Raw genomic sequence first — 13,242 nt, forward strand, 5'->3', positions numbered from 1 at the left:
TCACTGTCCTGCGGCCTTGATCACGATGGCGGTGATGTTGTCCGGCGCGCCCCGGGTCAGGCCCAGGTGAATCAGGCTGCGCACCACGTCGTTGGGCTCGCTGTGGCTGAGCACATCGCGCAGCTCGAAGTCTTCGGCGGTCTTGTTCAAGCCGTCGCTGCACAGCAGGAAGGTGTCGCCGTCCTCCACCTGCAGGTCGACCTGGGACAGCTCCAACTGGGCTTCGACGCCAATGGCCCGGGTGACGATATTGGCCCGGGGGTGCACCCGCGCCTCGGCTTCGCTGAGCAGGCCGCTGTCCTGCAGGTCCTGAACGTAGCTGTGATCCCTGGAAATGCTTTCCAGTTGCTCGTCCCGCAGCCGGTACAGGCGACTGTCGCCGGCCCACAGGCACACCGCCCGAGCACCGCGCACCGCCAGCAGGACCACGGTGCTGCCCATCATGGTCACCCCGCGATTGGCGGTTTCCTCGCGCACGGCAGCATTCACCGCCGCCAGGCCATTGCGCAGCGCGGCGACGTAATGGTCGAGGCTGTCGACCGGCGCAATGCCGCGCAGGCTATCGACAATCAAGCTGCTGACGTAATCCCCGGCAGCGTGCCCGCCCATGCCGTCGGCCACCAGCCAGAGGCCGGCTTCCGGGGCTTCGAGCCAGGCGTCTTCATTGATTTTCCGCACCATGCCGACATGGCTGTAGCTGGCGGACTGGTAGGACAGTTGTGGCGCTGAACCCATTTAGACGGCACCTTCTTGTCCGAGCAAAAATTGCGCAAAATCGCTGGCCGGCGGCAGCCCCTGGCAACGCAGGAGCATCGGGCTGATGGACGGCGAACCCCGGCCCCACCAGGCGCTCGACCCTTCACTGCCCTGGGTCGCGAGGACCGCGCCACGGGACTGTGGATCGCTGACATAAAACCGCTGCAGGCCGGCGAAATGGCTGCATTCGGCGCGAGTCGCCGGGCTCGGCGCTCCCAGGGCCTGCAACCCGTCCTCCAGGGCTTCGAAACTGGCGTCCTGGTCCAGGGTCGCCAGCAGCAGCTCTTCCACCTGTTCGAACCACAGCTGCGGACCACTCACCAGGGAGGCCACATCGCTTTCAGGCTCCAGCAAGGCGGCCACGGTCAGGGGGAAGTAACGCCCGACCCGGTCGATGCTCGGCATCACCACGCCCACCGCCGCCTGGGGCCCACAGACTCCCGGGGCCAGGGCAAAACGCCACAGCGGGCTGACCAGGTAGGCGTTCAGCCACTGCTCGCCCAGGGCGTTCTGGCTGGCCAGCAACCCCGCCGCCAGCCAACTGTCCCAAGGGCCGATGAAACTCTGCGGCAAGCCACGGCTGACAAAATCGCCGCGGCTGGCCAACTTGCCGTACAGGCCGACCACCGTCATAGCCGCTCCGGCAGGCTGAAGCCGCTGAGCACCCGGCTCTTGAACGGGTTGAAGGCACTGCTGGCCCGCAGTTCGTAAGAGATGCTCGCGCCATCCACCCGCAGCCGCAGGTTGAAGCGGTCCGGCGAGTTGGTGGCGGTCAGGTCCGATTGCTCCAGCAAACGGAACCAGGCCCAGGGACCGTCCAGGGTGATCCCGGAGCGCCCAGTGGCCGATGGCGGCATGATCGACAGGCGCACCACGCCGATGCTCCCCGGGTTCGGCCATTGCATGGCCACCGGCCGGCTCGGACCGTGGTCGTAGCTCAGTTGCTGACCATCCAGGTCGAGCAGGAACTGGCTGATGTTGGCGTCCATGGCCACCGGCTTGAGCTCGAAACGCACCGCCGGCTGGGTCCCGCCACTGGAGCGGAAGAACGCATCGCGGATGTTCGAGGCGCGCTGGAAGGTTTGCAGCACGCCGGGGGAAATGCCCAGCTTCTGCGCCGCGCCCGGCTGCCAGCTCCAGGTGGTGGTCGAGGTGTTGACGTAAGGCTGCAGGTACTTGCGGAAGTAGTTGTCCATCACCCCGCCGGTGCCGAAGAACTGCCCGAAGTCTTCCAGGGTCGCGTCCCGCGAGCTGCCCGGCGACATCGGATAACGCCCGCTCAGGGACTGGCGATAAACGTTCACCACCTCGCTGACCCAGGCCGCATTCAGTTGGTTGCGCACCCCGCCCATCATGGTGTTGGTGGTGGAACTGACCACCGATTTCACCAGCCCCTGGACCACCGGCGGCTGGCGCTCGGCAGTCAGGCTGACCCGCGCCGCCGCGGCACTGGCCTGGTTCTTGGCCTCGCCCAGCAGAGCATCGCCGCTGGCCCCGACCATGGCACTGACCTGCACGTACAGGGCATTCATGTCCGCCAGCAGGCCGTCGATGGCCGCCGGCTCGCCTTCGCCCTTGCTCACCAGGCTGTTGAGCTCGGCAAAGTGCGCGCTTACCGGGTCTTCGCTGCTGGCCACGGCCGCCGGATTGCCTGCCTGTTCCTGGCCCAGCAGGGAACCCAGGCGCTGCTTGAGTTGATCCACACCGCCCTCGACCTTCTGGCCCTGGGCCGCCAACAGGCGTTCTTCCTGTTGCAGATCGGTTTCCTTGGCCACCGCCACCAGCAGCTTCTTCAGCGGCGAGGTGGGCCCGGAGAGAATCCGCAGCACGTCGGCGGCCTGGGCCACGCTGGTGATCGGCACGAAGTCGATGTCCGCCAGCAAGGCGTCCCACTGGCGCAGGTAGTCCTGGAAGTACAGGCGGCGCACGTCGGCGGCGAGGCTGGCGACGTTCTGCTGGTCGGCCTGATCGCGGCCCAGTACCCACTGCTCTTCGGCCAGGGTGCCGGCCTGGTTGAGACTGGCCAGGAGGAAGCCTTCGCGGTAGCCCTTGGCGGTGAACAGCCCGCTCAGGGGTTCGCTCAACGGCTTGCCGCTCTTGCGGGTGAACACCAGCGCCGCGTCACGGCCACCGGCTTCGCTGAGGCGGAAGTCCGGCACACCGTCCGGCAGCTTGGCGCGCTTGACCCGGTCATACACGCGCTGGGCCACCGGCAGCTGTTGCAGCTGGCGGCGCAGGTCGTCGATCAGGTGCTGGTCCAGCCGCGCATTGGGTGGATGTTTTTCGAACAGCGCCTGCAGGTGGCCGGTCAGGGCCTGGCGCTGCTCGGGCGGCAGGTCGCGGGCCAGGGTGCGGTCCCAATCCAGGGTGATCCAGGCCTTGATGAAGTCCGGATCGTAGTGCTCGCTGTCCGCCAGCATCAGGTAGGCCTTGAGCCCCTCGTAGAGGAAGTCCGAGTTGCCGCCGCTGTGCAGCTGCTCTTCGATGCGGGTCATCAGACGCGGGGCGAACACCGCCACCAGCAGCTTGCGATAGACGCTGGCGGCCTCGGCCTCGAGCATGTCGCCCTGATACAGGCCCAGGCCCTCGGCCCAGCCCGGCGCATCGCCGGCCAGGTTGCGCGTGGCGTTGAGCAGCGGCAGCACCGCCAGCACATCGCGCTGGGCCGGGCTGAGGCTTTGCACGTCCTGACGCACCGGGCCGACCCGCTGGTCGACCTGGGCGATATAGGCCTGGTTGGCCCGGTAGCTGATGATCCACAGGGTGCTGACCACCAGCACCAGGGCCACGGTGGCCGCCAGGGCGCCCCGGGCGATCCATTTGCGCCGCCGCTCGACCTTGGGGTTGACCCCCACCAGCCCGCGCTCGGCAAAGGCCACCGCGCTGAACAGTTTCTCGATGAAGTAGCTGCGCCCGGTACCGGTCTGCCGCGCCAGGTGCTGGCGGTCCAGGTTCATGCTCTGGGCCATGGCGCCGATCAGGCGGTCGATGGGGCTGCCTTCCTGGGTGCCGCTGGTGAAATACACCCCGCGCAGCAGCACGCGCTCCTCGAAGGCATTGGGTTTGAACACGCCTTCGAGGAAGCCCTGCAAGGACTCCTTGAGCGCCGCGAATTGCTGCGGGAAGCCGTAGATCAGGTCGCGCCGGGCCGGATCGCGTTCCTGTTGCAGGCGCTCCACCAGGCGTTCGTTGAGGCGCTGCTCCAGGGCCGCCAGCTCCGCCGGCAACTGGGCCAGGGGGCTGTCGCCGCTCTTGCCGTCGTCCAGGGCGAAGGTCATGCCCCAGACCTGGGCCCGCTCTTCCTTGCTCAGGGAATCGAAGAACTCCATGAAACCCGGCACCAGATCGAGCTTGGTGAGCATCAGATAGATGGGGAAGCGCACTCCCAGCTGGGTGTACAGCTCCTGGATACGCAGGCGAATCGCCGCCGCATGCGCCGCCCGCTCGGCTTCGCTGCTGAGCAGCAGGTCGGAGAGGCTGATGGCGACGAAGGCGCCATCGATGGGCCGCCGCGGACGCTGGGTTTTCAGCAGGTCGAGAAAGCCCAGCCAGGCCGCCTTGTCCACCGCGGCATGGCTGTCCTGGGTGGTGTAGCGCCCGGCGGTGTCCAGCAATACCGCCTGGTCGGTGAACCACCAGTCGCAGTTGCGGGTGCCGCCGACGCCGCGCACGGCACCGGCACCCAGCTGCGCGGCCAGGGGAAAATGCAGGCCGGAATTGACCAGCGCGGTGGTCTTGCCCGAGCCCGGCGGCCCGATGATCACGTACCACGGCAGCTCGTAGAGGTTGCGCCGCTCGTCACCGCCGAGCTTGGCCTTCTTCAACAGCGCCAGGGCTTCGTCCATGCGCTGGCGCAGGGCCGCCAGTTCCTCGGCGGTGGCCACGCTGTCCGGGTCCGGCGGGGTATCGGCGGCCAGGCTTTGCAGGACTTTGGCCGCGTGCCGGCGGGCCTGGATGATGCGAAACACCCGGTAGCCGATCCACACCGCGAAAATGACAATGATCAGCGCCCAACGCCGCCCTTCCGGCACCAGGAACTCCAGCAGCGGGCCAATGAACCAGATGATCAGGCTCAGGGCGATCAGCCCCAGCAGTGGAATCACCCAGCGCGTCACAAAACTGAAAAACGCCTTCACTCGACTCCCTCCGCCAATACGCTGATTTCTACCCGACGATTGCGCGCCCGCCCTTCAGCGGTGGCATTGGTTGCCAACGGCTCGGTATCGCTGCGGCCTTCGGCGCTGAAGCGCTCCGGCTGTCCGGTCTTCGCTGCGAGAATCTGCAACACCGATTCGGCGCGGGCCTGGGACAGCTTCCAGTTGGACGGGAAGCGCAAGGTGGCGATCGGGCGGTTGTCGCTGTGGCCGGTGATGCGCACCTGGCCCTTGACCTTGCGCACCGCGTCGGCGATGCGCAGCATCAGCGGCTGATAGTCGTCGAGGATGCTGGCGCTGGCCGAGGCGAACAGCTCGTCGCCACGGATGGTCACCACCGAACGGTCGACGGCGTCTTCCACCGCCACCCGCCCGGCCTTGATGTCCTCGGCAAGAAAGCCCGCCAGGCGCGGACGTTCGACAATCTTGGGCTGGATCACTGGGCGGTCCAGGGTCTGCACCGGGATCTCGCCCAGGGCATGGATGTTCTTGAACACCGGCTCAGCGTCCGCCGCCAGCTTCAGGCGCAGGCCGAACAGCAGCGCCAGGAGCAGGGCCACACCGATGGCGATACCGACCCAGGGCGGCATGAACTGGGCCAGCCGGTCACGGGCCACGCTGACCCCGCGCCAATGCGGCGAGAGTTCGCGCTCGTGCTCGCCGCGGGCACTGCGGATGATCGCCGCAGTGCGCTCGCGCAGCGCTTCGAGCTGGCTGCGACCGTCGATCATCACCCGGTAGCGGCCTTCGAAACCCAGGCACATGCACAGGTACAGCAGCTCCAGCAGGTACAGGCGCTCGCGGGGGCTTTGCAGGCAGTGCTCCAGCAACTGGAAGACCTTCTCGCCGCCCCAGGCTTCGTTGTGCACGGTGATCAGCAGGCTCTGCTTGCCCCAGTCGCTGGTGCTGCCCCAGGGGGTGCTGAGCACCGCTTCATCCAGGGCAGTGCACAGCGCATAGCGGGCCAGCAGCACATCGTTGCGCGGCACGCCAGCGGCCTCGGCCCGCTCCTCGAACTGGCGCAGGTAGGCCAGCAGTTGCGCCCGCAGGCTGGCCGGGGCCGGATGGGCCAGGGTGTTGCGCAGCCGGGTGAGCAAGGCCAGCAGCGGGCCGGCAGCACTCTCCAGGGGGTTCAGGCCCTGGGCCTGGCCGGCCGGCAGCGGCGCCGCCGGCATGGCCAGGGACGGCGCTGGCGCCGGAGCCGGACGCCCGGGCTCGGGAGCACGGCCACCGGGGCGCGGCATGAATTGGGTGCGGTCATTGGCCGGGGACGGCTGCCCTGCCGAATCGTCGAAAGGATGCATCGCGACTTATCCTCGAATGGCCCAGAAGGCCAGGTTCAAGCCCGGGAATTCCCCGGCGACGTGGAACGCGAAGCCGCCGGAATGAACCAGCTGCTTCCAGTGCTCGCTGCCACGGTCGAGCTCGTAGTAGGTGGAGCCGGCGTGATACGGCAACTGCCGTGGCGCCACCGGCAGCGGCAACAGGCCGATGCCCGGCAACTGCAGGTTGACCAGATCGCGGATGTGCTCCACCGAGCCCACTTTGCTCTGCTGGGCAAAGCGCCCGCGCAGGGTCTCGCCGGGCACGTCGGCGCGCACCACCAGGATGAAGCTGGCGCTCTCCAGCAGGGTGCGGTCGGCCAGCATCGCCACGTGCACGCCATAGGCTTTCTCGACGATCGGGATCGGCGTCGCCTTGCTGTCGATCAGCATCGACAGGGCCTCGCGCAGGGCCTGCATCACCGGGGCAAAACTCAGGGCCAGCTCATCGTGCTGGTACTGCGGGTACTCAGCGGGGCGTCGAGCGCTGTTGGAGAAGGTCGAGAATTCACCGGCCAGGCTCACCAGCTCGCTGTACAGGCGCTCGGGGTGCAGCGGGCTGATCTGGTTCAGATGGCTGACCAGCGGCTGGGCGCGGTTGACCAGTTGCAGCAGCATGAAGTCGGCGATTTCCGAAGCGCCTCCGGCCCCCGAAGCCACCACCCGTCCGGCCAGGGCTTCGCCCCGCTGGTGCAGCAGGCCCAGCAGCTCGCTGCGAAAGGCGCTCAAGGGCTTGGACGCGGCCACATCCAGCAGCGGCGGGATGTAGCTGTCATCCAGCACCAGGGCGCGGTCGGCGCGCTTTTCCTTGACCCGCACCACACCGATGGCGGCGTAGTCGCTGAGGCCGTCCGCCGCGGTCAGCAGGCGCAAGGCCCGGGAACCCACCGCCACCGGCGCACGGTTTTCAAAGGGGGCGTTGTCGTCCCGCACCTCGCGCACCTGGCTCAGGTAGCGGGCAGCGCCCAGTTCCTCGCCTTCGTCCACGGTATCCCGGGCGCCAGCGCGCTTGAGCGGCAGCGCCAGGTACACCAGGCCATCGCGCAGGCTGTCGTCGATGCTCAGCGGGCTCGGCGCCAGGTCGTCATGGGGAATGTTGAACGGTGTGCCGTCGGGCAACAGGCCGCGGGCGCTGACAATGGCCAGCTTGCCCTGGGCCAGCAGGCCCTGATCGATACGCAGCTCGGAGAATCCCCAGGCCCCCGCCGACAGCGGACGGCTGCGGGCATCGATGAGGTTTTCCAGGTAACGGTCATGCTGCTGGAAGTGCTGGGTTCCAATGAACATGCCTTCCGACCAGACCACGCGATTGTTCCAGGACATGGTTGCTCCGATTGCCTATTGGGCAGGGCTGGATGGGGGGGCCACGAGCTCGGCGCTGATCGCGCGGACATCGAGGACGATCTGATACTGATTGTTCAGGCGCTGCGCCGTGTTGACCCCGACTCGCCACAGGGCCTGGTCCACTTCGCGATAGCCCACCAACAGGCCGACCTGACGGGTGGCCGGGTCCAGGGTGCGCTTGAGGGTGAACTGGTCGCCGGGCTTGACCAGCACTTCATCCTGGTCGATGAGGTCCGGGCCCAGGGTGGCCGGGGCCCGCTCCGCCAGGGCGAAGTAGTCGGCGCGCATGAAGGTGGCCGGGTTCTTGAGTTCGAAGATCCGCACCCGCACCGGGGTGCTCAGGCCGTCAGGGCCCGGGTTGAGCCCGGCCACGGCCTGGAAACGCAGCTCCACGGTGGTGGCGCCAGGTTCGTCCTTGGCCGGCTCGGCGGGCGTTGGTGCGTCCTTGGCACAGGCTGCCAGTACCAGCATGGCGACCAATGTCAGTAATCGTTGAATCATCCTGCGTCCTCAATGACGTGTCAGCTGTCCGTGTATCCGTGTGTTCGGGGGGTTCCAGGCGCGCTCAGGAACGGCGCAGCCGGTGGGTATGCTCTTCGTAGGCGCGACTGAATTCACGACCGAAAAGGTCCTGGAAATCGTCCTGGGCTTCTTGGGAAATCTGTTTGTAGAGCGCCGTGAACTGCTGCCAGTTCTGCGCCTGCCGCGAACCGCTGAACAGGTTGCCCAGGCCACCGGGACGGGCCATGCGGGCTTCCAGCTCAGTGGGTTCGAAGCGCCCCAGCAGGTGTTTGATCGCGGCTTCCACGCCGGCCATGACGGCCAGCTGGTGAGCCCGCAAATCGTCGAAGCTCTCCTGCACCGCCTGGTCCGGGGCCATGAACGCCTGGTTGCTGTGGCGCAACAGCAGGAGCATGGCTTCGTCCACGTTAGGGGCGAACTTCAGCGGGTTGTTTTCCACCGGGCGGATCATGGTCTGCTGCATGCGGAACTCGCCCTTGAGGCTGCTGCGGGCACGCAACACATCGATCAGGCCTTCCACCATCAAGCGGTAGCTGCGCCCCAGGCTTTCCATCTGCGCCTGGGCCTGCTGCGGGTCGATGCGCAGCTGGTCCAGCCCGGCGCCCCGCAGGAAGGCTTGCAACAGGTCGGTGTGTGGCTCCGGCTCGGCCGCTGGCGCAACGGGAGTCGCAGGGGCGACAGGGGCAACGGGCACCACGGCTGCGACCTCGATCGGTTGCAGTTGCGGTTGCAGTTGCGGTTGCGGTTGCGGTTGCGACGCAACTGCACTGAACTCAGCGACGCTGGCAAAGGGGTCCGGGACAACAGGCGGCGCTGCCACTGGCGCTGCGCTCGCCACCGGAGCCGGTCGGGCCGGTGTTTCGCCGAACAGGTCCCAGTCCTCCGGAATCACCGCCGCGCCCTGGGGCGCAGCCGGCTGAGGCGCAGCTACGGGCTGAGGCACGGTGGTGGGGGTCGGCGGGCGAAAGTCGTGCTGCTCGGCGGGCACATGATCGGGCTGAGTGGCCGGAGGCGTGGCGCTCGGAGTCAGGAAATCGAACAGGTCAGGAAAGGTGTCCTGGGCAGAAGCCCCCTGAAAATGCGCCACCGGCGCCATGGCAATCGGCTCGATCGGCGTGGGAGGCGACGAGTGGCGCCCCATCAGCGCTTCGAAACTGTTGGAGCTGTCCCCGGAAAAGGCCTCAACCTGGGCACGATTGAGACTGAAATCGATCCGCGCACTGATTTCATAATCGCCAATGCGAATAACCTCGCCATCTTCCAATGGCTCACTGCTACCCCGGCGCATACGAATACCGGCACGGACTAACTCCACACCATTAGTACTGTTATCGGTCAAATAATAACGGCCATCCTTGTATTGGATGACACAATGTCGCGCTGAAACTAAGCGCTCGGGATCAGGAAGTACCCAGTCATTATCGGAACTGCGGCCAATTGCCATCATTCCCTGATCCATTAGTTTCTCAGGGCATTGACCAGGGGTGATCTTGTGATAACTAGTGATAGTCAAACACAGCGACATTGCGCCTCCTTGCTGTACTTCCGCGTGCGAACCGGCGGCGGGGAAAAAGTTCCGTAAAAAAAGAAAAACCCGCAAAAAATCCTTTAAACAGCACCGTTCACAGCATGATCGCTCAACTTAAACTACACAGATGACAAAAGCCTTTCGTCCCGCCCCAATCTGACTCGCCGGTCAAGGAACTAAGTAAGTCGACATAACAGTGTCATGCGGGGCGAATAGCTTACCTTGACAAGCCACAACTACTACACCAAAAATGCACAACTTCTTGAACACGGATGATGGCTCACTAGTATCAATGAGTCCATGTTAACCAAGAAATGTGCGCGAGTTCACAAACAACTAGTGCATTAATTGCCTGACTGTCCTGCAGGCTGATAGGGAGATCGAACCAGGTGGATGTACCGATGTTGCTCGCCGCTATTTCAGCAACTTCGCCTTGTGGCGAAGACCTGGAATATGACGCGGATTTCTTGCACTTGGAGCGGGCCGCACAAGGCCAGCCCGAGCGCAGCATGGGCGACTCGATCCTGCCGGCCGAGCCGCCGGACTGGCGCAGCGTCCAGCAACAGAGCCTGGACTTGCTGGCCCGCAGCAAAGACCTGCGCATCACCCATTTCCTCCTGCAAAGTACCCTGGCCCTTGAAGGCCTGCCGGGCCTGGCCACCAGTCTCGACCTGATCAACGGTTTGCTCCGTGATTACTGGGCCGAGCTGCACCCGCGCCTGGACGCCGACGACGACAACGATCCCACGGTGCGGATCAATGCCCTGGCCGGCCTGGCCGCAGACTCCACTATCGGCCTGTTGCGCGAAGCCATCCTCACCCGTTCCCGGACCTTCGGCCCGGTGAGCGTGCGCGCGGCGCTGAACGCCGCCGGCCTGCAGCACTTCTCGGGCGAAAGCCTGGGTTCCGATCACTTGGCCGGGGCCCTGCAAGACAGCGACCCAGAGCACCTGGAAGCCATTCGCCACGCCTTGAGCAGCGCTCGCTCGGCGGCCGAATCCATCGAAAAGCAGGTCAGCGAACAAGTGGGTTCCGCCAGCGGCGTTGACCTCAGCGCCCTCAAGCAGCCCCTGCGCCTGGCGCTGCAGGTGCTAAGCCTGCACGCCCCGCAAACCAGCGAAAGCCCGGCCGATGAGCCCGCCGAAGCCCCCGCGAACGAGGCCGGCAACGCGCCCGTGGCGCCAGCCGCAACGCGGATTTCCGGCGAGATCAACAGCCGTGAGGACGTGCTGCGCAGCCTTGACCGGTTGCTGGCCTACTACAGCCGTCACGAGCCTTCGAGCCCGCTGCCGGTGCTGCTCAACCGAGCCAAGAATCTGGTCAACGCCGATTTCGCGGCCATCGTGCGCAATCTGATCCCCGATGGCATGTCCCAATTTGAAAACCTGCGCGGCCCCGAATCCGACTAACCCCGGTACGGCCGAACAGTATCGTCAGCGGCAATCACCGACCGACGCCAACACCGTCGCAACAGCGACCAGGAGCACAACGTGGCGAAGCAAAGTTCTCAAAAGTTCATCGCGCGCAACCGCGCGCCCCGGGTGCAGATCGAGTACGACGTCGAACTCTACGGCGCCGAGAAAAAGGTCCAGCTGCCCTTCGTCATGGGCGTGATGGCTGACCTGGCCGGCAAGCCTGCAGAGCCTCTGGCGGCGGTGGCCGATCGCAAGTTCCTGGAAATCGACGTCGACAACTTCGACTCGCGCCTCAAGGCCATGCAGCCACGGGTCGCGTTCCACGTGCCCAACGAACTGACCGGCGAAGGTAACCTGAGCCTGGACATCACCTTCGAGAGCATGGACGACTTCAGCCCCGCCGCGGTGGCACGCAAGGTCGACTCCCTGAACCAGCTGCTGGAGGCCCGTACTCAACTGGCCAACCTGCTGACCTACATGGACGGCAAGACCGGCGCTGAAGAAATCATCATGAAAGCCATCAAGGATCCGGCGTTGCTCCAGGCCCTGGCGAGTGCGCCAAAACCTGTGGACTCCGAGCCGAACGCGTAAATCAGGACCAACGATCATGACCGAATTGATGCGTGACAATCAGGCCCAACCCGGCGCCACCGAGCAGGCCAGCGAATTCGCTTCGCTGCTGCTGCAGGAATTCAAACCCAAGACCGAGCGCGCTCGCGAAGCCGTGGAAACCGCCGTGCGGACCCTGGCCGAACAGGCCCTGGCGCAGACCGACCTGGTGTCCAACGACGCCATCAAGTCGATCGAGTCGATCATCGCCGCCATCGACGCCAAGCTCACCGCCCAGGTCAACCAGGTGATCCATCACCCGGAATTCCAGAAACTGGAAAGCGCCTGGCGTGGCCTGCACTACCTGGTCAACAACACCGAGAGCGATGAGCAGCTGAAGATCCGCGTGCTCAACATCTCCAAGCCGGAGCTGCACAAGACCCTGAAGAAATTCAAGGGCACGGCCTGGGACCAGAGCCCGCTGTTCAAGAAAATGTACGAAGAGGAATACGGCCAGTTCGGCGGCGAGCCTTACGGCTGCCTGGTGGGCGACTACTACTTCGACCAGTCGCCACCGGATGTCGAGCTCTTGGGCGAGCTGTCGAAAGTCTGCGCCGCCATGCACTCCCCGTTCATCGCCGCGGCTTCGCCGACCGTGATGGGCATGGGTTCGTGGCAGGAACTGTCCAACCCGCGCGATCTGACCAAGATCTTCACCACCCCGGAATACGCCGGCTGGCGTTCGCTGCGTGAGTCGGAAGACTCGCGCTACATCGGCCTGACCATGCCGCGCTTCCTGGCGCGCCTGCCGTACGGCGCCAAGACCGACCCGGTGGAAGCCTTCGCCTTCGAAGAAAACACCGACGGCGCCGACAGCTCCAAGTACACCTGGGCCAACGCGGCCTACGCCATGGCGGTGAACATCAACCGTTCGTTCAAGCATTTCGGCTGGTGCTCGCGGATTCGCGGCGTGGAATCCGGTGGCGAGGTGGAAAACCTCCCGGCCCACACCTTCCCCACCGACGACGGTGGCGTGGACATGAAGTGCCCGACCGAGATCGCCATCTCCGACCGCCGTGAAGCGGAACTGGCGAAGAACGGCTTCATGCCGCTGCTGCACAAGAAGAACACCGACTTCGCTGCCTTCATCGGCGCCCAGTCGCTGCAGAAGCCCGCCGAGTACGACGACCCGGACGCCACCGCCAACGCCAACCTGGCCGCGCGCCTGCCGTACCTGTTCGCCACCTGCCGCTTCGCCCATTACCTGAAGTGCATCGTGCGCGACAAGATCGGCTCCTTCAAAGAGAAGGACGAGATGCAGCGCTGGCTGCAGGACTGGATCCTCAACTACGTCGACGGTGATCCGGCGCACTCCACCGAAACCACCAAGGCCCAGCACCCACTGGCCGCGGCGGAAGTGGTGGTCGAGGAAGTCGAAGGCAACCCGGGCTACTACAACTCGAAGTTCTTCCTGCGCCCGCACTACCAGCTCGAAGGGCTGACCGTGTCGTTGCGCCTGGTATCCAAACTGCCGTCCGCCAAGGGCGCCTGACCCATAACCGACTCAAACCTGTCGCCGTCGCCACAAGCCGCGCAAGGTCCCCAGGGCCTCGCGCAGCGGCGCCAGACGCTGAATCAACATCGTGGCAAGT

General features: G+C 65.5%; 10 protein-coding genes. 3 read left to right on the forward strand and 7 right to left on the reverse strand.

Annotated elements, in window-relative coordinates; genetic code table 11:
- From Q8O96_RS17150 to tagH, 7 genes are all read right to left on the reverse strand, one after another.
- On the reverse strand, positions 1 to 735 hold the full coding sequence (locus Q8O96_RS17150) for a PP2C family serine/threonine-protein phosphatase (protein WP_102862283.1): 735 nt from the start codon (positions 733 to 735) through the stop codon (positions 1 to 3).
- On the reverse strand, positions 736 to 1,389 hold the full coding sequence (tagF, locus tag Q8O96_RS17155; protein WP_305949132.1) for a type VI secretion system-associated protein TagF: 654 nt from the start codon (positions 1,387 to 1,389) through the stop codon (positions 736 to 738).
- Positions 1,386 to 4,892 carry a type VI secretion system membrane subunit TssM gene (tssM, locus tag Q8O96_RS17160; protein ID WP_305949133.1) on the reverse strand — a complete coding sequence of 1,169 codons (3,507 nt, stop codon included), beginning with the start codon at positions 4,890 to 4,892 and terminating at the stop codon, positions 1,386 to 1,388. The genes tagF and tssM overlap by 4 nt, the downstream gene beginning before the upstream one ends.
- Positions 4,889 to 6,214, reverse strand: coding sequence for a DotU family type VI secretion system protein (locus tag Q8O96_RS17165; protein ID WP_102862286.1), 1,326 nt, complete (start codon positions 6,212 to 6,214; stop codon positions 4,889 to 4,891). Before Q8O96_RS17165 ends, tssM begins: the two co-directional genes overlap by 4 nt.
- Positions 6,215 to 6,220: 6 nt before the next feature.
- The gene (gene tssK / locus Q8O96_RS17170; protein ID WP_102862287.1) at positions 6,221 to 7,555 is read right to left on the reverse strand and encodes a type VI secretion system baseplate subunit TssK; all 1,335 of its coding nucleotides are present in this window, start codon (positions 7,553 to 7,555) and stop codon (positions 6,221 to 6,223) included.
- A 15-nt stretch (positions 7,556 to 7,570) separates the two neighbouring features.
- Positions 7,571 to 8,077, reverse strand: a complete 507-nt coding sequence (gene tssJ, locus Q8O96_RS17175; RefSeq protein ID WP_102862288.1) for a type VI secretion system lipoprotein TssJ — start codon at positions 8,075 to 8,077, stop codon at positions 7,571 to 7,573.
- A gap of 64 nt (positions 8,078 to 8,141) precedes the next feature.
- Positions 8,142 to 9,623: a type VI secretion system-associated FHA domain protein TagH gene (tagH, locus tag Q8O96_RS17180; protein ID WP_305949134.1), complete on the reverse strand. Its 1,482-nt coding sequence runs from the start codon at positions 9,621 to 9,623 to the stop codon at positions 8,142 to 8,144.
- A 392-nt stretch (positions 9,624 to 10,015) separates the two neighbouring features.
- On the opposite strand from tagH, the gene tssA reads away from it, so the two are divergent.
- From tssA to tssC, 3 genes are all read left to right on the forward strand, one after another.
- Positions 10,016 to 11,035 (forward strand): type VI secretion system protein TssA, encoded by a 1,020-nt coding sequence (tssA, locus tag Q8O96_RS17185; protein ID WP_102862290.1) that lies wholly within the window; start codon positions 10,016 to 10,018, stop codon positions 11,033 to 11,035.
- Positions 11,036 to 11,116: 81 nt separating this feature from the next.
- Positions 11,117 to 11,632, forward strand: a complete 516-nt coding sequence (gene tssB / locus Q8O96_RS17190; RefSeq protein ID WP_025130792.1) for a type VI secretion system contractile sheath small subunit — start codon at positions 11,117 to 11,119, stop codon at positions 11,630 to 11,632.
- Between the two features lie 16 nt (positions 11,633 to 11,648).
- Complete coding sequence (gene tssC, locus Q8O96_RS17195) at positions 11,649 to 13,142, forward strand: type VI secretion system contractile sheath large subunit (RefSeq protein WP_102862291.1); 1,494 nt, start codon at positions 11,649 to 11,651, stop codon at positions 13,140 to 13,142.
- Positions 13,143 to 13,242 lie beyond the last annotated feature (100 nt).

Origin of the sequence: Pseudomonas sp. LPH60, assembly GCF_030718165.1 — a bacterium.
Classification (GTDB): Bacteria; Pseudomonadota; Gammaproteobacteria; order Pseudomonadales; family Pseudomonadaceae; genus Aquipseudomonas; species Aquipseudomonas danubii.